Source organism: Nitritalea halalkaliphila LW7 (assembly GCF_000265075.1).
Taxonomy (GTDB): domain Bacteria; phylum Bacteroidota; class Bacteroidia; order Cytophagales; family Cyclobacteriaceae; genus Nitritalea; species Nitritalea halalkaliphila.
On the sequence record NZ_AJYA01000011.1, the window covers coordinates 19336 to 42321 of the forward strand.

Here is a 22986-nt window from a genome sequence, read left to right on the forward strand (position 1 = left end):
AGTGAATCGTTTAGAAAAGTGTAAACATGAAAGGAGTACTGTGGTGCGGTCTGGCGGCAGGATGGTTGCTAGCGGCATGTGATTCAGGAGGGATGAGAAAAAATGTGGAGTTAACTTACCCGAAAACCAAGCGGGTGGATGTGCAGGATACCTATTTCGGTACGGTGGTGTATGACCCCTATCGCTGGCTAGAGGATGATTACTCAGAGGAGACGAAGGAGTGGGTGGAGGCGCAAAATGCCCTTACCTTTGGGTTTTTAGACCAGCTTTCGGATCGTAAAGAAATTCAGCGTTATCTGGAGAAGGTGTGGAATTATGAGAAAAGAACGGCGCCGAGCCGTCATGGAGATTTCTTGTATTTTTTTAAGAACGACGGTTTACAAAATCAGTCTGTTTTATACCGCAAGCCTGTAGCAGGGGGGGCGGAAGAGGTCTTTTTAGATCCCAATACCCTTTCTGAAGACGGCAGCACCTCTCTGGGCAGCATTGCTTTTACCGCAGATGGGAGCCTGATGGCTTATGCCGTTTCTGTGGCGGGTTCTGACTGGAGAGACATCTATATTATGGACACGGACTCGAAAGAGCTCCTGCCAGATGTGATTCGGGATGCCAAGTTTACCGGCATCGCGTGGAAGGGAAATGAAGGCTTCTTTTACAGCCGTTACAGTACGCCGGAAGGCAGTAAGCTGAGCGCTAAAACCGACAATCACCTTTTATACTACCATCAGCTCGGAACAGACCCTGCTGCCGATGCCCTTATTTTCGGTCGGGCGGATAATCCGCGCCGCTATGTGGGGGGCTATCTAACAGAAGATGAGCGTATTCTGGTGATTAGTGCAGCGAATACTACGACAGGTAATGCGCTCTACTACATGGATTTAGCGGAGCCTAACCCGAGCGTGCGCACTTTGGTGGAGGAAATGGATGAAACCCATAACGTGCTCATGCATGCGGATGGCTACCTGTATGTGTTGACGAACCATAAGGCGCCGAATAACCGTCTGGTGAGGGTGTCGCTTCGCGACAAAGAAAAAGCAGCTTGGCAAGATGTGATTCCGGAGCGTTCTGAGGTGCTTTCGGTGAGCACAGGTGCGGGTAAGTTTTTTGCGCAGTATTTAAAAGATGCGCTTTCTTATGTGGAGCAGGTGAGCTACACAGGGACAGTGGAGCGTGTGATCGAGCTGCCAGGAGTGGGATCTGCTAGTGGGTTCAGTGCCAAGGAAGACGCTGAGCAGGTGTATTACACGTACACCAACTATGTGCAGCCGCCCACCGTTTTTGCCTACGATCCGGGAACGGGTAAGAGTGAGCTGCATTTTATGCCAGAAGTGGCTTTTGACTCTAAATTTTTCGAGAGTAAGCAGGTGTTTTATACCTCTAAGGATGGCACTAAAATCCCGATGGTGATTACGCATAAAAAAGGCTTGAATCTCGATGGGAATAATCCGACGATGCTGTATGGTTATGGAGGTTTTGGCGTAAGCCTAACGCCAAGTTTTAGCGTAGGCACTACGGCTTGGCTGGCTAATGGCGGTGTCTATGCGGTGCCGAATATCCGTGGGGGAGGTGAGTATGGGGACAACTGGCACTTAGCGGGAACGAAGTTAAAGAAGCAAAACGTGTTCGATGACTTCATCGCTGCTGCGGAGTACCTTATCGAGGAAGGGTATACGCGTCCCGAGCGACTGGCACTGCGCGGAGGCAGTAATGGAGGCTTACTGGTAGGGGCGGTGATGACGCAGCGACCGGATCTTATGCAGGTGGCACTGCCGGCTGTGGGGGTGCTGGATATGTTACGGTACCATACGTTTACCGCTGGTGCGGGCTGGGCCTATGATTATGGGACGGTGGAGGATAGCGAGGAGATGTTTCGGTACTTAAAGGGCTACTCTCCCCTGCATCAGTTGGTTACGGGTAAGGAATACCCCGCTACTTTAGTGACGACAGCGGACCATGATGATCGTGTGGTGCCAGCACATAGCTTTAAATTTGCAGCTACGCTGCAAGAAAAGCATAAGGGAAATGCTCCTGTGCTTATTCGCATCGAGACGAATGCGGGGCATGGTGCGGGAAAGCCCACGGCCAAAACGATCGCGGAGCTAGCGGATATTTATGCCTTTACTTTCGATCAGATGGGGGTGCCGTTTAAGGTGAGAAAATAAATGAGGAGGGGGAGGATGGTCACATGCTCTCCCTTTTAAATTAAAAAAGATGTCGATAAAAAGTGTACGATTAATGGTTTTTCAGGTGCTGTTTTTTGGCTGTCTTGTTGTTTGGATTTCAGACACACGCGCAGGAGGGTCGGCCGGCTTTTGAGCAGGACGACCTGAAAGCGGTGGAGCAGACGGTGCAGCTTTATTTTGAGGGACTAATGGAGCGGGATCGGGCGAAATTAGAGCGGGCTTTCAGTCCGGATGCTCGCCTGATAGGTTTTCGTGGAGAGGTTTACACGGTTACTCCTTTTGCGACATGGGCGGAGGGTGTGGCCGCTGGCCCAAAGCGGGAAAATAGAGCGGCTTATGAGAATCGCGTAGCAGGGGTGGAGCTGCATGGCAAGATGGCCTTAGCGCGGGCGGCGTTATTTTGGCCGGATATTTACTATTATGATCTTTTGACACTGTTAAAAATAGACGGGGAGTGGAAGATCGTACATAAAAGTTGGCATGAGCTGGCGCAGTAACAGGCTTTATCTCGACTTTCCATTCCATAAGACTAGAATATCCTAAATCTATGGCAATATCAGGAATACTGGTTTAACGTTTTTCCGCGCCTCTTCCTCTACCCAGTGGTAGGTACAGGTGGACGTCAAGGCCTTCTCCTGGTTTTCCCTGAAGTGCTATTCTCCCCTTTAAACTATCTACGAGCGCTTTCACCATGTACAAGCCAAATCCGTCATGACTGTTCGCATGGAATGTTTGATACATGGTAAAGAGTTTGCTTTTTAGCCTTTCCGTATCTAAGCCCATGCCATTATCTTTAATTTGAATGAGGAGCTGTTCTGTCTGCTGCTGGGTGCTGATCGCTATGTGTAAGGGATGTTCTGGTTTTCGGAAAGCAATGGCGTTTTTAAGTAATTCTGTAAAAATACTTAGGAGCGTATTCGGGTCCCCCTGTACCTCGCCTTGGTAGCTTTCCTCAGTGATGTGGAGTGTTGCGCCGATAGTGTTTAAGTCACTTTCAAACTGCTGCTGCAGGGAAGACCAAATTTTTCCCAAAGGAACAGGCACCAGCTTATTGGAGTTGGCATTAATAGTTAGCAGTTCATTAAGCTTGGCTATCGTATGGTTTAATTTCGTAGAGGTGTCTCGTAAAAAGCCGAGGTAGGTCTCCTGTGCTTCTGGGTTTTCGTGAAAGGCGTCAACGATCATTTCTAAATTAGCGGCTTGTGAGCGAATATGATGCGAAATGATATTAGCAAAGCGAAGCAGGGCTTCGTTTTTTTCTTTTAGTGTTTCCGCGTATTCCTTCAAGCGCATTTCCGCCCGACGCTTGTCTGTATGATTGTGTAAAATCCACATTACACTGTCCACACCCGACCCAGCGCTGGATGTTTCTATAGCGGTAGCTAGGAAAAATAAGGCGTCCTTCTTTTCATTTTGAAAGTAGAATTCGCCCTGCCACTTTCCATCGGTTAGTAATTCTGCCAGCGGAGGGAGTGGTTTTCCATTTGTTTTGGAAAACAAGTGATATAGCGAGCTGCCAACTAACTCACTCTCTGTGCGTTGGCTTACATGCTGAAAGAAGGGGTTCGCGGCTAAGATTTCCCCCTTGGTATCGGTAAGTATAAAACAGATAGAGCTGTCCAGTAAGGAGAAGAGCTGCGCAAGTTCTCGCGTCTTCTGCTGAAGCAGTCGGTCCATTTGTACGGCCTGCGTGATATCTAAGCCCGTACACTGAATTTCATAGCCCCCGTCTTCTGGGTCTTGGATACAGATAAATTCCCAGATCAACTCACGTATGCCCTGATCCGCCGTGCGTTTACGTAGTGCAAGCTGAAAGGATTGTCCGGGATTTTGGATACAATCCTGAACGATCCCGAAGACTTTTTCATGATCTTCAGCCAAGACATTATCCATGGAGCTGGATCCAATCCCTACAGGTGAAGCCTCTGTATGGAAGCGCTTTCTGTAGCTTTCATTGACGAAGGTATACTTCCCTTCCATGTCTGTTCGTACCACAAACACACTTTCCACCTGTAAAAAGGACGCTAGGCGCGCGTTTGTTCGATTTACCTCATGAAGCAGGGCCTTTTCTTCTGAGATATCGTAGTTCACCCCTACCAGGACGGGTTCTTTTTCTTCATAGTCGAGGCGACCATATCCCTTAATGGTGATGTAGGTGCCGCATTTTTTTTGGACGCGGAAGTCAATATCGTAGTCGATTTCTCCTTGGTAAGCCTTATTGACAGATTCCACCACGAAAGCACGGTCCTCAGGATGGACTGCTTCAAGAAAAAAATCATAGCTAGGCTTGATTTCATTTTCCTCATAACCAAAAAGGGTAAACATGTTTTTATCCCAGATGAGCTGCTGGGAGTTACCCCGCCATTCCCAAACGCCCTGCTTACTCACATCGCAGGCGATTTCTAAGCGGTGTTTGATCTTAGCAGTTTGCACAGCCTCTGCCGAGGCAGGTGCCAAGTGGAACAGGTACATCTGCTCTCCTCCTTCAATGTCAAAGGTGCTCTTAATCACTTGGAAATGAGTGAGGGAGCTATTTTTCGTTTGTGCCGTATGGTATAAAGGGTCCCCTCACCACTGTGCGCCTCGATTTCTCCTGCCAATGTTTGTAGCAGTTGCGCAAGTGCTACAGAAGATTTTTTCGGCTCTTCCTGCAGAATTGGCCGTAAAAAGGATACTGCCTTTTCAGAAAGCACATAAACCTCAAGCTGTTTACTTGTAATGATGATCGCCTGAGGCCATGACTGGTAAAAGGATAATTCCCTCATGAAAGGATTTTGCGGTTCGGTGTCTTACAAAAATACAATTTTCCGCAAGAGTATAGTCCTTTGTATGTGTTTTATTCTGATTATTTCGCGATTTATAGCAGCTTTTTATCACCTACTAAAAAACGAGCAAATGAACGAAGAGAGCTTCAGATGAATATCCATAAAAAACACAAATAAAAAAAGGCTTAAACCGAAGTTTAAGCCTTTTCACTTTTTCAGGCGAATGCTTACCCATTCATGCTTACCAGGAACTCGGCATTATCCTTCGTTCCACGCATTTTATTCAGTAACAGTTCCATGGCTTCCGTTGACGTCATATCTGCCATATGCTTCCGTAAAATCCAAATACGCTGTAATTCTTCTTTCTCCATCAAGAGGTCTTCTCTACGCGTACCAGAAGATGGAACATCGATAGCCGGGTAAATACGCTTATTGGCCAGCTTTCTGTCGAGCGCTAGCTCCATATTACCTGTTCCTTTAAACTCTTCGAAGATTACCTCATCCATTTTAGAACCAGTCTCCACCAGTGCCGTGGCGATAATGGTTAAGGAGCCGCCGTTCTCTACATTTCGGGCTGCGCCAAAGAAGCGTTTCGGTTTATGGAGGGCGTTCGCATCCACACCACCGGAGAGAATTTTTCCAGATGATGGAACCACTGTGTTGTAGGCGCGCGCCAGGCGCGTAATGGAATCCAATAAGATGACCACATCATGACCACACTCCACCATACGCTTGGCTTTTTCTAAAACGATAGAGGCCACCTTCACATGTCGGTCTGCCTGCTCATCAAAAGTAGAAGAGATAACCTCTGCCTTTACGGAGCGTGCCATATCTGTCACTTCTTCTGGGCGCTCATCGATAAGTAAAATCATCAGGTGGACTTCAGGGTGGTTCTCAGAGATGGCATTGGCGATCTGCTTGAGAAGCACTGTTTTACCTGTTTTAGGCTGCGCCACGATCATCCCGCGCTGGCCTTTCCCTATCGGAGCGAATAAATCAAGGATACGGTTAGAGTAATTATCTGGTCGTGTGGTCAGATTTAATCTTTCCTGAGGAAAGAGAGGTGTCAGATACTCGAAAGGTACGCGATCACGAATTTCATCCGTGGTCTTGCCGTTTACTGTCGTGACTTTTAATAAAGCGAAATATTTTTCCCCTTCTTTCGGCGGGCGAATGCTACCTTTAATATGGTCTCCTGTTTTTAGTCCAAAAAGTTTAATCTGTGAAGGAGAAACATAAATGTCATCTGGAGATGCGAGGTAGTTGAAGTCAAGCGAGCGTAAGAATCCGTAGCCCTCGGACATGATTTCTAAAACACCTTCATTATGGATGATGCCGTCAAATTCCTTAGGCGACACAAAACTCTTTTTCTTAGGTGCAGGTCTGTTTTCCTGCTGAGCTGTTTCTTCTGAAGTTTTCGCTTCTGTATGTTCGCGGAAGTTCTTACGTTTCGGCAGCTCTACTTCTTCCTCTCGCGCACGTGGCTTCTCAGGCTCTGCCGCTGCGGCCATTTCGGGCTCTTCCACTACCTTTTTTCGTGGGCGAATGAAGCGGGGTTTTTCTTGCTCTGGGCGTTCAGCTGGGGCTGTAGACTTCTTCTCTTCAGCCGCTGGACGTGTATCTGCTTTAGCAGCAGGCGCCGCTTGTGGCTTAGGCTCTTCTTTTCGTTCCTCTTTTCGCGGTTCCCGTGCTGGTACCTTAGGTTCTTTTACCTCTTTTAAGTCCTCTTCAGAAAAATTTTGACGCTTAAATTTAGGTTCACGCTTCGGGCGCGGGCGCTTTTCGGTTTCTTCCTCCGCTTTCGGAGTTTGGGCAGCAGCTTCAGCAGCAGGTGCCGGGGCCGCATCGGTGAGCACCTCCGTTTCCTCTTCTTTTAATTCAGCGGCAGCAGGTTTTTTCTTAGGAAGTGCCTGCTCTGGGGTGATCGCCTGCTGATCTAAAATCGCATAAATGAGGTCTTCTTTTTTGAGCGACTTGTTTTTTACGCCCAGCTCTTCAGCGATTTCTTTTAGCTCAGATAACAATCTGATCCTTAATTCTTCAATGTTATACATAAAAAACTTATGCGATTAATTGATGGTGTGATGATGTTGATAAAGATGATTTTGAAAGTATAGGTAGCTGAATGAAAAAGATATTCAGTTCGATAGCTTCCGGGGAGAAAGCCTTTATAACTTATACTTTGCAATAATAGACTAAGTTCTTGACTTATACAAGTTTTAAACTCTTTTAAACCCGTAAGGTTCTTTTTTTAATGAAAATAAAGTGCATTTAGCCGATTTAATTGCTTGGGAACTACCTACAGCCCTTTTCTACCCGCCATCCTTTGGGCCTCAGGCCCAAATGTGCCGTAAAATCGTAGGGCTTTTCCACGGTCGCCCATCCTCTAACTGCCGATCGATGTACTGAATCAGCAGGTCGAAAAACAATCGACGCAGGCCGCTCGAAAGGGTGGGAAGCTGCACCGGATCCATAAGCTCCGAATAGGCCAGAAGGCCATTAAATGCAGCATGCGCATCCCGATTCAGCCCGAAGGCATGGGCATCCTCCCCCAGTTCAGCCAGTAGCTCCTCTAAGCTATCCGGTAAAAAACCGATCTCCTGACAGCAGTCCAGCAGCATCCGAATGGGAAAAACCGTCGTCGGCACCAGCCCCTGATCCATACCGATCAGCTGCTGCCGCGCCCGCTGAAATAGCTCCGCATGTGGGTCTGCCTCCACCAAAACCCGGCTCAGCAGCTCCGCACTAAACATCAGCAGGCCACTCGCGACCGGGTCGAAGGGAAGCATACGGTAGGGATAGTGCAAGCTAATTTCTTTACAGCGGTGCAGGTCGCGGCCCTCCTTATCGTACACCACCAGATCTAAAAGCGTCATCGGCTGAAAATGCGCCAGTGTCACCCCGTGCTTTTTTCGCCCGAACCCCGTTCACGATATAGGTCTTCAGACCGAGTTTTTCGGTGAAAATACGCGCGATAATGCTGCTGTCCCCATAGCTGATGTAGCTCAGCACGATGCCCGGTGTCGTAATTAGCATATTAATTTACCGTAAATTTTCCTATTAAACGCTCTGTTCCCGCCGCGCTCCGCGCAAAGATCAGGTACACGCCCACCTGCAGGGCCTCGCCTGTGCTGTCCTTTGGCGCCCACACGATGCGCCCCCCGCGTGCCTCAGCTCGGAAAATGACGCGTCCAGACAGGGTGCTAATAAGCACCTGGCTCTCACTTTCCAAGCCTTCTATCGTCAGCCGCTCCCCCGCTTCAGGACGGATGGGATTGGGGTATATCCGTAGGTTTTCCATCGGAGAGATCGAGCGGGTCGCTGGGGTATTCAGGCTGCTTAGGTGCCCGGAACCCTGTATAAAGAGCTCCCCTGAAAAGGGTTCAAAACTCAGGCGCCGAATCGCATTCGAGATGAGCGGACTATCCTCTTGGCGCCACTGCTGCCGTAGTCCGCTGAAGCGCGGCTCGAAAGCGAACAGCCCCGCATCCTGCGTCCCCACCCAGAGACTCCCATCCGGTAAGGCGCGTAAACTACTCAGCGGAGTGCCTTCCAGCAGGGGACGACCCTGAAGGCTGGGGCTTTGCCAGCTAGGGGTTTCCGTGGCGCGGAGCGCAAAGGCCCTTTCCAAGCCCCGAATACCGTTTTGGCCCAGCAGCCAAAGGGTCCCTTCATCGTCCAAGCAGAAGTCCATGAGCATGCCGATGCCCAAGTTCCCGCCACTAATTAATGTGCTCTGTCCTGTTTCCGGGTAGTAAATACGGAATCGGGTAAAGGCTGCCCCCGCTGCTTCTAAGAAAAACCAAGGGCCTGCCTCCCCGAGAAGGGCTGTGCGAAGCAGTGGCGTCAAGCCGGGGATCTGCAGCGCACGCAGCTCGCTTTCCCCAGGGGTGCGTACCTGGAGACGCGTGGGAGTAGCCAGTTCCTGGAAAACAGGCCAGCCTTTCTCTGCGGGGATAGCGGCTAAGCCCGTACGCGTGCCAGAGCTAAAGGGGCGACTCCCACGCAGGCGCCCATCTGCGTCTATCTCTAAAACCAAAACCCCCTCCGCACTTCCTGCTAAGCGTTCTTTGCCGCTCGCGGCTACTCCGATAAGGTCGGGAAAAGCGCTCACTTCCCCCTGTATAGGCCGCCACTTTCCTGCCAGTAGCAGGTCATCTCGTTCCCCGATGCTGCTCATAAAGGTAGCTCCCGCGGCATGAAAAGCGGTCGTCCCGGTACTGCTAATGCCATCGGGGAGGGAGAGCGGAGCGCCTTGAAATTCCAGACGGTCGGGTAGGAGGAGCACGAGCCCTCCTTGGCCCAGGGGCCAAAAATCCAGTACGGGCAGCTCCGTGCGAGAAATTTCTTCAAAGGTTAAATTTTCATGCCCGAGTCGGAACACCGCCTGAGCGCTGCGGAGAAAGAGTTGCTCCCCTACACGGCGCATATCGGCGATAGGTTCGGGAAAAAAAAGCCTTCCCCAGAGGTTATCCCCGGCTGTAACATAGAGGTCTCCACTTTCCATTAGGGCGATAATGCCTCCCGCGTCAAGAAGTTCGGCACGAAAAAAACGCTCTCCTGAGGGGGGTGGCACACGAGTCCAGGAGCGGAAATCCCGGAGGTTTTCGGTGCTGCGGCCCAGCAGTAAGCTGGTGGGATGAGTAAGGAGGTAGTCGCGTCTCGGTAGCTGGCATGCTGGATGGGGAGGGCTGTGCCGCCAGGGCCGATGTTGAGAAAGGTGTCGCTGAGCAGGGTGCGCTCCAAGTCGATGACTGCCAGTCCATTCGAAAGGCCAGCAAGGGCGAAGGGGGCGTCTTGTGCCAAATGAAGGCTGAGGATTTCTGGGCGTGGAGTCGCATTGGCGAGCGCATTAAGGATACGCTCCCGGGTCTGCCCGAGGAGATGTAGGCGGCCATCAGGATAGGCTAGCAGCAGCAGCTCTTGTGCTGGGGCGTAGAGGCTTTGACTGAGGCGCTGCTCACGCAGGGCGTCCTGCTTGGTGAAGGTTTTCCATCGGTCCTCCAAGGGAAAGGTGAGCAATAGGCTGTGGGGACCCTGAACGAAGACCCGCTGTGCATCTCCTGTAAGGCGCGCGCCCTCTAAATAGGCCAGATGGTAACGCCAGCCCGCTGCGGGGAGTTGGCTCTGCGCCTGACTGCTTCGGAGCGGAGTCAGGAGAAGGCATAACATCCCGATTAGCCCGATTAAATGGATGTTATGGGGTAAATCCCTCATAAAAACATTTTCTGCACCGTGCCTCATAGCTGTCTTTTTCTCCGAGAACGACCTTTTCCTTCGCCTCATTTAGGCGGTAGGAGTAGCTGGCTAAGTCTCCACATTTCATGCAGATCGCATGCACCTTCGTCACATATTCTGCCACGGCCAGCAGCTGTGGCATCGGTTCGAAGGGCCTCCCCTCGAAGTCCATGTCGAGCCCTGCCAGGATGACCCGCTTGCCCTGATTGGCGAGACGAATCGCCACCTCCACGATGCCAGCGTCTAAAAACTGCACTTCATCGATACCCACCACGTCACAGTTGCCGGCCAGCAGTAGAATATCCTGCGCGAACTGAATGGGCGTGGAGCGGATGGCTGTTTCATTATGCGAGACCACATCGTAGGCATGGTAGCGCGTGTCCAGCGCGGGCTTAAAAATTTCCACCTGCTGCCGAGCGATAAGGGCACGGTTTAGTCTGCGGATAAGCTCCTCCGTTTTACCTGAAAACATAGAACCACAAATGACCTCGATGTGTCCTTTCTTTTCTTTCCCTGCTCCTTTTCCTAAGGAAGTTTCGATGAACATGCTGTGTTAAAAACTATAATCCATGTGGGGGAATTTATTCACCTCTGCCACCCGGCAGACCACCTCCCCCTCCATCAGTTGAGCTTGGCAAGTTAACCTTTCATTCTCGGATAATCGGCCCTGCTGGCGAAAAAATTCTTCTCTGGGGCTTAAAGGGCTCAGGTTTTGTAGGCCAGAAATGACGATCATTTTACAGGAGGTGCAGCGTCCTTTTTTGCCGCAGGCATGCATCCAGTCGATTCTGGCATCGTGGATAAGGCTCAGGACAGTCTGCCCCTGCTGAGCGGTTTCGAGCAGGGTATCGTAAAGATTTTCTATTCGTAACTTGGGCATTCAGTAGAGATTTTAATACCTTTAACACCTATAAGACTATAAATAATGGAGCATAGCTATCTGGAGGGTTACGCCACCCGTTTTGCCAAAACAGTTTCCGACCGGTTTTTTGTTCAAAAAAAATACATCACCGGCCCCGACATCGTGACGTTTTCGCCGAGCAGTCAGGTGAACTTTTTTATTTTGAAGACCCTTTTCGAGCAGTGGGAGGAAGAGCTCGAGCAGCTGAAGGATAACCCGTATTTTGACTATCGAAATAATCAGGTGGATCAGGCCCTGAAGGAGTTCGTAAACGTGCTTTCCCGCGCCATTAAGGTGGATCGCGAGCATTTCGAGCCACTCGTGCGGCAGGCTGTTATGCTGACACTTTTCCTAGCAGCGGACCCACTGCGTTTTTATCTCGGTGAGCTCAGCGATCTGGAAGATGAGGAGGTAAATCCTTTCTTGCGTAAAAATTTAAAATATTTCAAGTGGCATCAGGACCTTATATCTGGTGTGGTGGATCGAGCGGCCATTCCGCAGACGCGGGAGGCGATTTCCGCAGCGATTCGCGCGAATTATGAGCGTCTGCAGGAGGACTTAACCCCCTTGGAAAGCCTTGTGGTCTCCCTCGACCAGGTGGAACCCCTCGATCTGGAGGCTTTACAGGCGGAGTTTTTTCCGGCCGCTGGCCAAAGCACTGGCGGGGAGGAGCAGGAAGAGACCTCTTCACAAGCTTCAGACACGACAGCTATGGTGGAAGAAGAAGAGGAACGAACAGAAGCTGCTGCTTCCCTAGAGGAATCACCCGCTGCAGCGCCAGAGGAATCGTCCACTGCAGCGTCAGAGGAAGCCCCCGCCGCGGCACTTCCTTTACGCAGTTACTTGGACCCCATCGATCCAGCACAAGCTTGGGAGGCCTGTGGGCAGCAGCTTTCGGGTGTGGTGAAGCCGATTACTCCGGGAGGCCTGTCGGCGTCCATCGGAGTAAATCAGCGCTACATGTTTGTGGGCAGTTTATTTAAAGGCGATGGTCAAGCGTTAAATGCTGCCCTTCAGGCACTGGACAGGCAGGACGAGTGGATAGATGCAGTCTGCATGTTGAACAGAGACTACATTCCCCAGTACGACTGGCCGATCCCTTCAGATGAGGTAGATGAATTTATGCTTTTGTTATTTCGCCGATTTTACCCCTAAGTGCAGGAAACCGAGTAAGCTACACCCAGCCCGATGAGGATGCTGGGTGTTTTTTTGGGCCATGCCCAAAGCCTCCGACCACTTACATACGGCTGGGGCTGTTTAGCCTAATTTTCTTTTTTAAGGCAGAAAGGCACTGTATCTTTCCTCACTATGTACTATTCGCTACTAAGCTACTATCGTATGAATTTACACTCCATTTTTCGCGTCCTCGGTCTGTTTATAGCCCTTTTCTGGCTGTCTACGCAGGCCTACGCGCAGATTCCCAGTCCTGAAGCGCATTTTGGCTTTGGGATGGGCCAAGATTATCATTTGTCTACTTACAAGCAGACAGAAGCCTACTTCAAGCGACTGGCGGAGGCTTCCCCCTTAGCCCGCCTAGAGTCCATCGGGCAGACGGAAGAGGGGCGGACACAGTATATGATGATCGTCACCTCGGAAGAAAATCACCGCAAGCTCGAGCGTTACCGCGAAATCTCGGTGCAGCTGGCCCGCGCTGAAAATCTCCCGGTGGAGGCGGCTCGTGAGCTGGCCGATGAGGGCAAGGCGATCGTTTGGATCGATGGGGGACTCCACTCTACGGAGACGGTGGGCATCCATCAGCTTACCGAGACGATCTACCAGATGCTGACACGTCAGGATAAGGAAACCCAACGTATCTTAGACGAAGTGGTGATCCTGTTTGTGCACGCGAACCCAGATGGGCATGATAAGATCGGGGAATGGTACATGCGTGAGCCTGTACCCGAGAAGCGTAGCCTGGGGAATTTGCCTGTGCTGTATCAAAAGTACATCGGTCACGATAACAATCGAGACTTCTACATCCAAAACATGATCGAATCGCAGAATATGGGGCGCTTGCTTTTCGTGGACTGGATTCCGCAGATCATGTACAACCACCACCAGCGTGGGCCAGTAGGCTCCGTGCTGGCAGGTCCTCCTTACCGCGACCCCTTTAATCATGTGTTTGATCCTATGATGGTTACGGGTATCGATGCAGTGGGTGCTGCCATGTATAACAGGCTAAATGCGGAAAACAAGCCGGGCTTTACGCGTATGAAAGGCTCTACCTTTTCCACTTGGTATAATGGAGGCCTGCGGACTACGACACATTACCATAACATCATCGGGATTTTAACGGAAATTATCGGTGGTCCTAACCCGGAAAGCATTCCTGTGGTGCCGGATCGGCTCGTTCCGGACGGAAATACCCCCTTCCCCGTGATGCCACAGGAGACCTGGCATTTCCAGCAGTCTATCGACTATTCAGTATCCATGAACTTCGCGGTTTTAGATTATGCCGCCCGAAACAGGGACCATGTGCTCATGAATATGTACCACATGGGCAGTGGCTCCATCCGCCGTGGCAGTCAGGATTACTGGACGCCTTACCCTTCTAAAGCGGAAGCCATTAAGGAAGCCTATGCTAAGGATAACCCGAATGGTCGAAACCGTGGCATCGTCCCTGACCGCTATTTCAAAGAAGTTTTCGAGACGCCTGACAACAGGGATCCGCGGGCATTTGTGCTCCGTGCCGATCAGGAAGATCCCGGTCGCCTGGTACATTTTATTAATGCCCTCGTGAAGACAGGCATTCGCATCGAGAAGGCGACAGCACCTTTTACCCTTAGCGGGACCTCCTATCCGGCCGGCTCCTATGTGGTGCAGACTGACCAAGCCTTCCGCCCACATGTCTTGGATATGTTCGAGCCGCAGGATTATCCGAATGATTTCCTTTATCCGGGAGGCCCCCCTGTACGCCCCTATGATGCCGCTGGCTGGACACTCGCCTATCAGATGGGCGTGGAGGTGGACCGTTACTTAGAGCCAGTGTCGGGGCCATTCGAGACACTGCCTTACGGGCAGTTAGAACGTGTGGAAGCGGGGACATTGCGCAGCGCCGCACAGGGCTATCTGATCGATGCCCGTCAGAATGATGCCTTTATCTTAGCGAATCGTCTGCTGGCTGCTGGTCAGGCTGTTTTCCGCTCCGAAAAAGCCGTAGAGGGTCTCCCTGCGGGTACTTTCTATGTGGAGGCGAAGGCTGGCGCCAAAGTTCAAGAGATCCATCAAGACCTCGGTCTGCGCATTCAGGAGGCGAAAAAACGTCCCGACAGCTTAAAAGAAATCCGCCCTTCTAAGATCGCGCTGTACGATTATTACGGTGGCTCTATGCCAAGTGGCTGGGTGCGCTGGATACTGGAGCAGTATGATTTCGAGTTCCAACTGATCTTCGCCGATGAGATTAATAAGGGCAACTTAAACCGCAAGTATGAGACCATCGTCTTCGTGGGGCCTGGCATCCCGGGGCAGGGTGGAAGCAGCTTTAGCCGAAACATCGATAAGGCCAAAACTCCCGAAGCGTACCATCACATGATCGGGAATTTTACCTTAGAAGAGTCTGTGCCGCAGCTGAAGCGCTTTGCCGAGGCGGGCGGACGCCTGATCACGATCGGTGCCGCGACAAGCTTGGCCTATCATTTAGAGCTGCCTGTGCGTAATGCCTTAACAGAAAGAGCGCGCGACGGCCGTGAGATTCCTCTGTCTGGAGAAAAGTACTTTGTACCAGGTTCCGTTCTGCGGATGCGTGTTGCCACGGGTCATGCCGCTACCTATGGTCTCGGTCAGGAGGTCGATGTGTTATTTAATAATAGCCCTGTCTTCCGTTTTGCGCCGGAGGCGAAACTGGACGGCGTAGAGGTGCTGGGCTGGTTCGACACGGAAACGCCGCTGCGGAGCGGTTGGGCCTGGGGCCAAAATTACCTGAAGGATGGTGTGACGGCTTTCCGTGCCCCTATCGGCAAGGGGAGTTTTTATGCCTTCGGGCCGGAAATCACCTACCGCGCCCAGTCGCATGGCACCTTTAAACTGCTGTTTAATCAGCTGTATAGGGACTAAAAACTAGCGCGTAGGGACAGCCGCCGGCTCCTATCGTGCGGCTGTCCTCTGTAGCCTGTCCTTTCCTACCGAAACCCTCCCTCTGGCGACCTATAGGTGCTGCTGGAGGGAGGGTTTTTTACTTTCACCTCTACCCGGCGGTAGTAGCAAAGGTTCGTACGAGCAGCCTTTACACGCGGCTAAGCACTTGGATACGGGTGGTATCCAACTTGAGGAAGATAAAAAGGAGAATGGTAAAGGCCCACAGAGAGGAGCCTCCATAGCTAATAAACGGAAGAGGGATCCCCACCACAGGGAAAAGTCCGATGGTCATGGCAATGTTTATGGCGAAGTGGAAGAGGAAAATAGAAACCACACAGTAGCCATAGACGCGGGAGAAGCGGTTTTTTGGCGTTCCGCCAAAAAGATGAGGCGCAGCAGCAGGGTACAGAAAAGCGCGATAATCAGCGTGCTGCCCACCCAGCCGAATTCCTCTCCTAGGGTACAAAAGATAAAGTCTGTATGCTGCTCAGGCACGAAGTCGAACTTCGTTTGGGTGCCTTGGAGGTAGCCTTTTCCCCAGAGTCCTCCCGAGCCGATGGCGATCTTCGACTGTGTGACGTTCCAGCCCACTCCGAGGGGGTCGAGGTCGGGGTTAAAGAGCACCATGATGCGGTTTTGCTGATGCTGAGGCAGTTTTTCTACTGCGTAGTCCAAGGAATAGGCGTAGGCGATCGCTCCGATGCAGAATAAGGATAGGACCAAGCCCCGCTGCCAGGTTTTTTTTCCTAAAAAGTAAAGCAATAGGGTGAAGGCGATGACACCGCCAGCGAGGAAAAGATTGTTTTCGATGCCGAGGGCGAGTAGGCTCAGTGCGATGAGTGCGAAGGTAAAGAGGTATAAGTTCGCGGGCATTCCTTCTCTGTAAAACATAATGAAGAAGGCAAAATAGACCATGGCAGTACCTGTATCGGGCTGCAGCATGATCAAGATGATAGGAAGAAGGATGACGCCGATGGCCTGCAGCTGATGCTTGCGCTTGCTCAGGTCAAAGCTGGGCAGCTCCATTACCTTGGCCAGAACTAGCGCGGTGGTGAATTTCGCGAATTCGGAGGGCTGGATGCGCAGGGAGCCGAAGCCTATCGTTAGGGTTTGGCCATTCACTTCTTTCCCGATGAAGGGAGTGACGGCGAGTAGGATGAGGAAGATAAAAAACAGGGGCCAGGCGAGGCTTTCGAAGAGCCGATAATCAGCCACCATGATAAGCAAAATCATCACGATCGCCACGCCGATACGCAGGAGCTGCTGCCCGGAGTTGATGGATAAATCAAAAATACTTTTAGGAAACTGTTCATCGTACACGGCGGCATAGATATTAAACCAGCCGATGGTGACCAGTGCCAGGTAAATCAGCACGGTGATCCAGTCGAGTTTCTGTAAGATAAGACCGTCTCTTCTCATGACATTATAGGGTAAAGTCTCCTCGGAGGACGTACTCCTCTAAATTCGGGCGGGTGATATGACCGCGCAGGTATTTTTCTATTAGGAGGCTGGCTGTACTGGCAGCTGCACGCCCCCCCCAGCCGGCATTTTCCACATAAACCGCGATAGCGATTTTAGGGTCATCCTTTGGTGCAAAGGCGATGAACACAGAGTGGTCTTCTCCTTGGCGGTTTTGGGCCGTGCCTGTTTTTCCTGCGATTTCGATGTCTGGTATCGCGGCGCGCCCAGCCGTTCCGTAGATGGCAGCGGCCATGGCATCCTGTACGAGATCGAAGTGTTTTTCATCGATACCCACGAAGCGCTTTTCACGAAACTGAGCGGGGATAGCTTCCGGGTCGCCATCTACCGCTTTTACCAAGTGTGGGGTATAAAAATACCCTTTATTCGCGAAAATAGCGGCTAGGTTGGCCATTTGTAAAGGGGTAACCAGGATTTCTCCTTGCCCGATGCTCAGGGAATAGATAGTAGAGTAACGCCAGCGCGCCTCTCCATAAACTTTATCGTAATAGGAAGAAGCGGGGATTTGCCCACTTTTTTCGTTATACAGATCGATACCTAGGGGTTGGCCCAAGCCAAATTTCATCGCGGCTTCCCTCCAAATGTCCAGACCCAGTGCAGTGTCCTTAAAGGTGTTTTTAGACAGCTCCTGATTGATCATAATCCGGAAGGTCTGATGATAATAGGGGTTACAGGAGTAGCGAATGGCCCCAAAAGCATTTACAGGATTCGGGTGTGCATGGCAGGCGACCAAAGAGCGGTTACAGGCGTAGGTGGCATTCGGATTTATTACACCCATCTGCATGCCGATTAGGGTCTGCACCACCTTAAAGATGGACCCAGGCGGGTAGGTGGCCATAATGGGACGGTTAAAGAGGGGCTTGCTTTCATCACGTGTAAGCTGTAGGTAGTTGGTGCCAAACTGCGCACCTGTTAGCGCATTCGGATCATAACTCGGGGCGCTGATCATGGTGAGTACTTCTCCCGTTTTCGGTTCTATGGCCACGATGGAACCTCTTTTCCCCTGCATCAGAAACTCCCCGTAGGCCTGCAGGTCTACATCGATACTGGAAATCAGGTTTTTACCTGCCACCGAAGCGGTGTCCAGCTCCCCATTCTTGTAAGCACCTTTTTCTATTCCGCGGACGTTCACCATGGTGTATTTCACCCCTTTTTTACCGCGCAGCGTGTGTTCGTAATAGCGCTCCAAGCCGCTCAGTCCCAGATAATCTCCCTGCCTGTAGTAGCGACTGCTATCGCGCTCGAGCTGAGCCCCTGAAATTTCCCCGATATATCCCAGAGCGGAAGCTCCTACGGGTTTCGGGTAGGCACGTACGGAGCGCGTTAAAATCATGAGGCCCGGATAGTCGATGAGGTAATCCTGAATGCGTGCAAACTCCTCCGTGGAAAGTTGTTTCTTTAACGGAGAGGGCTTCACCCAAGAGTAGGCACGCGCTTTGGCGTAGGCTTCCTTCAGCGTTTCTTTTTCCAGGTCGAACAGTTGTAAAAAACGTGCTGTATCCTGTACATGAAATTCCTTCGGGATGAGCATCAAGTCGAACACGGGGTTGTTATACACCAGTAGCTCATTATTTCGGTCATATACCAGCCCACGATAGGGGTGATCCACGATGCGCTGTATGGCGTTACGTTCTGCGCGTTTCGAGAAGCTATCGTCGATGATTTGTAGGTAAAAGAGGCGGAACACCAGCACTAGGGCGATGCTGACGATGATGCTGGCTAAAATGAGGGGGCGTCTGTCGTTCATAATAGCTTAAAGTGCACGTTTTTTCGAATAAAATAGCAGCTGCACCACCAGGCTGGCGCTAAGTGCTAGGAGCAGGCTGCTTCCGGTTTTTAGCGCCATCAATCCCCAGTTTCCCAGGCCGAGGCTGTCTAAACCGAAGAAAATCAAATGATGCAGCAGGAGCAGCGGGGTGGCATAGAGGATAAACCAGCCCACTCCCATGTTCAGGGCATGTGGCGTTTCGATATCGGCATAGCCTCCTGTAGGCGTGAGGGCTTCCAGCCAAAGATTGCGCACCAGCGCTAAGGTCAACAGTGCCGCGGTATGCATGCCTCCTGTATCGTAGAAAGCGTCGAGTAGCAGGCCATACACGAAGGAAATGAGGAGTAAAGAGAGTGATTTACGCCGTATCGGAAGCAGTAAGAGGAATAGCGGGTAAAGCAGCAGAAAGGCGTATCCGAAGAGCACGAGCTGCTTCAGGAAAATGACCTGTACGGCTAAGAAGAGGAGTCCATGACCGATTTCGCGTAAAAATGAGTTAAAAGGCATCGTCGATTTGGGCGGCTTCGTGTAGTTCGTTTAATTCTTCCTTATTCGTGTGGTTCACGACATAGACATAATTCAGGCTGGAAAAATTAACCTCTAAGTCTATGGTGATATCGAGATAGTTACTGTTTCCCGAGGCAGTTTCTACCTTGCTAACCCTTCCTACGGGGATTCCGGGGGGGAAAATGGTATTAAAGCCAGAAGTCAGGATGCGGTCGCCGACCGCTACTTCTACGTGCCGGGGCACAAAGTCCAGCTTCGCTTGTTTCGCGCTCTGTCCGTCCCAACTTACAGAGCCGAGAACGCCACTTGAGGCTATAACGGCGGAAAGCTTGGTTTCGGTATGTAAAATAGAGAAGCCCACGGCATAGTTTTCACTCACGGAGCGAATTCTGCCGATGGCGCCTTCTTCATTAAACACGCCCATACCTTCCTGAATACCATCCTTGCTGCCCTTGTTTAGGGTGAAATAGTTGCGGTTCAGATGGATGCTATTTCGAATGATTTTCGCTCCGAAATAGGCATACTCCTGCTGTACGCTGTCGAGTGGTATGTAAACGCTATCCACACCGCGTTTATATAGTGCTAATTCACCGAGCAGTTTGGTGTTTTTTTCTAAGAGGCCAGCGTTTATTTGGCGCAGCTCGAAATATTCTCGAATCGTGTTCTGTGTATCTAGGATACCCCCTACCCACTTGTTGGCGCTATTTAAGGCGACGCTGCCTTGCTGCGGCTGTTTGGAGAACAGCAGCGACAGGGCGATCACCTGCAGGAAAACGAAAAGTAGGAAGCGCGTGTTTTATAGAGAAACAGAAATATTTTTCGCATGCCGGATTAGGTCATCAAAACAGACTTAAAGCTGTTCAGATTTTTTAAAGCAGTACCCGTACCTCTTACCACTGCGCGCAGCGGGTCTTCGGCGATATGGATAGGGAGTTTTGTTTTTTGGTGTAGCCTTTTATCGAGCCCTTTGAGCAGCGCTCCACCCCCAGTGAGGTGAATGCCATTATCGTAGATATCTGCAGAGAGTTCCGGTGGGGCGATTTCTAGAGCGCGGAGTACGGCGTCCTCGATTTTAGAAACGGATTTATCGAGTGCGAAGGCCACCTCTGAGTAGGAAACCTTGATGACTTTAGGAATACCTGTCATCAGGTCACGGCCGCGGATTTCATAATCTTCTGGGGCATCATCCAGTTCGGTGAGTGCTGAGCCGATGGCGATTTTCACTTTTTCAGCGGAGCGTTCTCCGATGAGTAGGTTATGCTGACGGCGCATGTAATCGAGGATATCTTTCGTGAAGGAGTCTCCTGCCACACGGATGGACTGGTCAGCCACGATGCCGGACAGCGCGATGAGGGCGATTTCTGTAGTACCTCCTCCGATATCCACAATCATAGACCCCAGGGGCTTCTCGATGTCGATGCCGATACCCACTGCTGCAGCGATCGGTTCATAAATCATGTAGACTTCCTTAGCTCCGGCATGTTCCGCACTGTCTCGTACGGCACGCTTTTCTACCTCGGTAATGCCGGAGGGGATGCAGATGACCATACGGTGCGACTTCGGAAAGAAGCTGGAGCCGTGTCCGGGGATCATTTTGATGAGCCCTCGGATCATTTGTTCAGCTGCATAGAAGTCTGCGATCACGCCGTCTTTTAGTGGGCGGATGGTTTCTATGTTTTTATGTGTCTTTTCGTGCATGTTCATCGCATCTTTCCCGATAGCGAGCACTTTGTTGTTGCTGCGATCGATGGCGATGATAGAGGGCTCATCCACGACTATTTTTTCTTTATGAATAATTAATGTATTCGCAGTTCCTAAATCGATAGCGATGTCGCTAGAAAAAAAATCAAATAATCCCATATGTAGCGTGAAGTGTCTGTAAGCGTGTATAAATGATTTTGAGCTGTTTTTTTTCTGAATTCCGAATGCGAAGTTCGGCTTGAAAGAAAAGGGTGTGATTCACAAGGTCCCTTAGGTTAAGGCAAATCGATTACAAAATTATTACTTTGATCTGATTATATGCGTTTTCTGAAGCATTTTTTTTAGGACCGAAACGGATAGAGCAGCAGGATGTCAGGACATGGGGGTGGGCTGCGTGTAACAGGATGCTGAGCTGGATCGGTCCATTACGTGGTCTGAGTTAGCAAATAAGGTGCCTGACAGTCATTTTTTTTCACTTGGAATCCGGTTTTTTTATATTGATAATTTTTATTTACCTTTGTAGCGGTTAGTTAAGTCAGACAACAGTAGAGGGGACAGAAGTCCCCTCTTTCATTATACCGATTCGAATGATGGATAAAGTGCAAGTGGTATCCGAGATGGTGCAGCGGCATCTGCCCGATGAGCGCTATTATATAGTAGATGTGCGCATAAAGCCTGTTTCTGGGCGCATGCGGGTAGAGGTTTTAATCGATGCCGACCATGGCTTAGAAATAGATGTATGTGCTGCGGTAAGTCGTGCAGTAGGTGCTGAGCTGGAGGAAGAAGCGGTTTTTGAAGATGCTTATGTGTTAGAGTGCAGCTCCCCGGGGGTGGATTTCCCTCTGCAGACTCCTCGGCAGTATGCAAAAAATATTGGCAGACAGTTGCAGGTCGCCACGACGACAGGGCTTACACTTGAAGGCAAGTTGGAGGAAGTTCAGGATAGTGCGATACAGCTGCTGGTAAAAGAAAAGGTTAAGGGGAAAAAGGCCGAAGAAAAAGCTTTGGTGGTGCCCTTTGAAGAAATAAAAAAATCAATTGTGTTAGTCTCTTTCAAATAATTACATGAACGCAAAAGAACTTATCGACTCCTTTGCCGAATTTGCTGGCAAGAAAAATGTGGACAGGCCTACGATGATCCGTATTTTAGAGGATGTTTTTAGAGCTATGATCCGTAGGAAATATGAGACGGACGAGAATTTTGATGTAACGATAAATGCGGATAAGGGGGATTTAGAGATTCTTCGTATTCGGGAAATTGTAGACGACGACTCAGAAGATATCTGGGATTTTGATAAGATATCGCTGACGGAGGCACGTGCTATCGAACCTGATTTCGAAATAGGCGAAGAAGTATACGAAAAGATAGAACTAGAGTCATTTGGCAGAAGATCTGTGCAGATGGCCCGCCAGACATTGATCCAGAAGGTGCGTGATCTAGAGAAAGACAATCTCTATGCGCACTATGAGGAGCTGGTAGGAGAGATTATCACGGCGGAGGTTTATCAGATTTTAGGTCGAGAGCTCATTTTGGTGGATGCTGAGAACAACGAGCTTTCTTTGCCCAAGGGCGAACAGATCCCGAAGGATCGCTTCCGCAAGGGGGATATGATTCGAGCGATTGTGCATAAAGTGGAGATGATTAACGGGAATCCGAAGATTATTCTTTCACGCACAAGTCCGATTTTCTTAGAGCGTCTCTTTGAAAACGAGGTGCCTGAGATTTACGATGGTCTCATCACCATTAAGAAGGTCGTTCGCGAGCCAGGAGAGCGCGCTAAGGTAGCTGTGGAGTCCTATGATGACCGCATCGATCCGGTAGGAGCCTGTGTGGGGATGAAAGGAAGCCGTATTCATGCTGTGGTACGTGAATTGCAGAATGAAAACATCGATGTGATTAACTTCACGGAGAATTTAGAGCTCTATGTGGCGCGCGCTTTAAGCCCTGCTAAGGTAACCTCCATTACTTTAGATAAGGAAAACATGCGGATTTCGGTATTTCTTAAGCCAGATCAAGTATCTTTGGCTATCGGAAAAGGAGGGTATAACATCCGCTTAGCCAGCCGCTTGGTAGGAATGGAGATCGATGTGTTCCGGGATACACCAGAATACGAGGATGACGAGGATGTCGATTTGATGGAGTTTTCCGATGAAATCGATGCTTGGATTATAGAAGAATTAAAGAAAACAGGGCTAGATACTGCGAAGTCAGTGCTAAGCCTAAGTGTAGAAGATCTGGTTAGAAGGACTGAACTAGAAGAAGAAACTATCGTCGAGATCTTCAGAATTTTAAAACAAGAGTTTGAACAGTAGCAAAAGGCTTATAACGATAATAACAATTTTAACGATTATACCGCTTATATTTGCTAA

General features: G+C 50.3%; 19 protein-coding genes and 1 pseudogene. 6 read left to right on the plus strand and 14 right to left on the minus strand.

Going from position 1 to position 22986, the window contains the following annotated elements; genetic code table 11:
• Positions 1-26: 26 nt before the first annotated feature.
• Both A3SI_RS04305 and A3SI_RS04310 read left to right on the plus strand, forming a co-directional pair.
• A complete protein-coding gene (locus tag A3SI_RS04305; RefSeq protein WP_040670135.1) occupies positions 27-2162 on the plus strand; it encodes a prolyl oligopeptidase family serine peptidase in 2136 nt (711 codons plus the stop codon).
• Between the two features lie 107 nt (positions 2163-2269).
• Entirely contained in the window at positions 2270-2680 is a 411-nt protein-coding gene (locus A3SI_RS04310) for a nuclear transport factor 2 family protein (protein WP_009053825.1), read from the plus strand.
• A 73-nt stretch (positions 2681-2753) separates the two neighbouring features.
• On the opposite strand, the gene A3SI_RS04315 is transcribed toward A3SI_RS04310, so the two are convergent.
• The 9 genes from A3SI_RS04315 to A3SI_RS04350 all read right to left on the minus strand — a co-directional run bounded on the left by A3SI_RS04315 (position 2754) and on the right by A3SI_RS04350 (position 11066).
• Positions 2754-4694, minus strand: a complete 1941-nt coding sequence (locus A3SI_RS04315; protein ID WP_009053827.1) for a PAS domain-containing sensor histidine kinase — start codon at positions 4692-4694, stop codon at positions 2754-2756.
• Positions 4691-4948 (minus strand): hypothetical protein, encoded by a 258-nt coding sequence (locus A3SI_RS04320; RefSeq protein ID WP_009053829.1) that lies wholly within the window; start codon positions 4946-4948, stop codon positions 4691-4693. The genes A3SI_RS04315 and A3SI_RS04320 overlap by 4 nt, the downstream gene beginning before the upstream one ends.
• Before the next feature lie 227 nt (positions 4949-5175).
• Positions 5176-7002, minus strand: a complete 1827-nt coding sequence (gene rho / locus A3SI_RS04325) for a transcription termination factor Rho (protein ID WP_040670137.1) — start codon at positions 7000-7002, stop codon at positions 5176-5178.
• A gap of 279 nt (positions 7003-7281) precedes the next feature.
• Positions 7282-7848, minus strand: a complete 567-nt coding sequence (recO, locus tag A3SI_RS17130; protein WP_162098413.1) for a DNA repair protein RecO — start codon at positions 7846-7848, stop codon at positions 7282-7284.
• Positions 7793-7984 carry a DNA repair protein RecO gene (gene recO, locus A3SI_RS17135; protein ID WP_050977380.1) on the minus strand — a complete coding sequence of 64 codons (192 nt, stop codon included), beginning with the start codon at positions 7982-7984 and terminating at the stop codon, positions 7793-7795. The genes recO (A3SI_RS17130) and recO (A3SI_RS17135) overlap by 56 nt, the downstream gene beginning before the upstream one ends.
• Position 7985: 1 nt before the next feature.
• A complete protein-coding gene (locus A3SI_RS04335; protein ID WP_162098414.1) occupies positions 7986-9524 on the minus strand; it encodes a hypothetical protein in 1539 nt (512 codons plus the stop codon).
• Positions 9455-10165 carry a hypothetical protein gene (locus tag A3SI_RS04340; protein ID WP_009053834.1) on the minus strand — a complete coding sequence of 237 codons (711 nt, stop codon included), beginning with the start codon at positions 10163-10165 and terminating at the stop codon, positions 9455-9457. Before A3SI_RS04340 ends, A3SI_RS04335 begins: the two co-directional genes overlap by 70 nt.
• A complete protein-coding gene (locus A3SI_RS04345) occupies positions 10146-10733 on the minus strand; it encodes a thymidine kinase (RefSeq protein WP_009053835.1) in 588 nt (195 codons plus the stop codon). Before A3SI_RS04345 ends, A3SI_RS04340 begins: the two co-directional genes overlap by 20 nt.
• Before the next feature lie 6 nt (positions 10734-10739).
• Complete coding sequence (locus tag A3SI_RS04350; protein WP_009053836.1) at positions 10740-11066, minus strand: 2Fe-2S iron-sulfur cluster-binding protein; 327 nt, start codon at positions 11064-11066, stop codon at positions 10740-10742.
• 45 nt (positions 11067-11111) lie between these two features.
• Here A3SI_RS04350 and A3SI_RS04355 point away from each other — a divergent pair, with 45 nt between their 5' ends.
• Together A3SI_RS04355 and A3SI_RS04360 are read left to right on the plus strand one after the other, a co-directional pair.
• Positions 11112-12242, plus strand: coding sequence for a hypothetical protein (locus A3SI_RS04355; RefSeq protein ID WP_009053837.1), 1131 nt, complete (start codon positions 11112-11114; stop codon positions 12240-12242).
• A gap of 183 nt (positions 12243-12425) precedes the next feature.
• A complete protein-coding gene (locus A3SI_RS04360) occupies positions 12426-15140 on the plus strand; it encodes a M14 family metallopeptidase (protein WP_040670142.1) in 2715 nt (904 codons plus the stop codon).
• A gap of 169 nt (positions 15141-15309) precedes the next feature.
• Here A3SI_RS04360 and rodA read toward each other — a convergent pair.
• The 5 genes and pseudogenes from rodA to A3SI_RS04385 form a co-directional block, all read right to left on the minus strand.
• Positions 15310-16580 (minus strand): annotated as a pseudogene (rodA, locus tag A3SI_RS04365) (rod shape-determining protein RodA).
• Positions 16581-16584: 4 nt separating this feature from the next.
• On the minus strand, positions 16585-18387 hold the full coding sequence (gene mrdA / locus A3SI_RS04370) for a penicillin-binding protein 2 (RefSeq protein WP_009053839.1): 1803 nt from the start codon (positions 18385-18387) through the stop codon (positions 16585-16587).
• 6 nt (positions 18388-18393) lie between these two features.
• A complete protein-coding gene (locus A3SI_RS04375) occupies positions 18394-18915 on the minus strand; it encodes a hypothetical protein (RefSeq protein ID WP_009053840.1) in 522 nt (173 codons plus the stop codon).
• Positions 18905-19678: a rod shape-determining protein MreC gene (gene mreC, locus A3SI_RS04380; protein WP_009053841.1), complete on the minus strand. Its 774-nt coding sequence runs from the start codon at positions 19676-19678 to the stop codon at positions 18905-18907. The genes A3SI_RS04375 and mreC overlap by 11 nt, the downstream gene beginning before the upstream one ends.
• Before the next feature lie 68 nt (positions 19679-19746).
• Positions 19747-20775 (minus strand): rod shape-determining protein, encoded by a 1029-nt coding sequence (locus A3SI_RS04385; protein ID WP_009053843.1) that lies wholly within the window; start codon positions 20773-20775, stop codon positions 19747-19749.
• 428 nt (positions 20776-21203) lie between these two features.
• On the opposite strand from A3SI_RS04385, the gene A3SI_RS04390 reads away from it, so the two are divergent.
• Both A3SI_RS04390 and nusA read left to right on the plus strand, forming a co-directional pair.
• Positions 21204-21677, plus strand: a complete 474-nt coding sequence (locus tag A3SI_RS04390; RefSeq protein ID WP_009053845.1) for a ribosome maturation factor RimP — start codon at positions 21204-21206, stop codon at positions 21675-21677.
• A 4-nt stretch (positions 21678-21681) separates the two neighbouring features.
• The gene (gene nusA, locus A3SI_RS04395; protein ID WP_009053846.1) at positions 21682-22929 is read left to right on the plus strand and encodes a transcription termination factor NusA; all 1248 of its coding nucleotides are present in this window, start codon (positions 21682-21684) and stop codon (positions 22927-22929) included.
• Positions 22930-22986 lie beyond the last annotated feature (57 nt).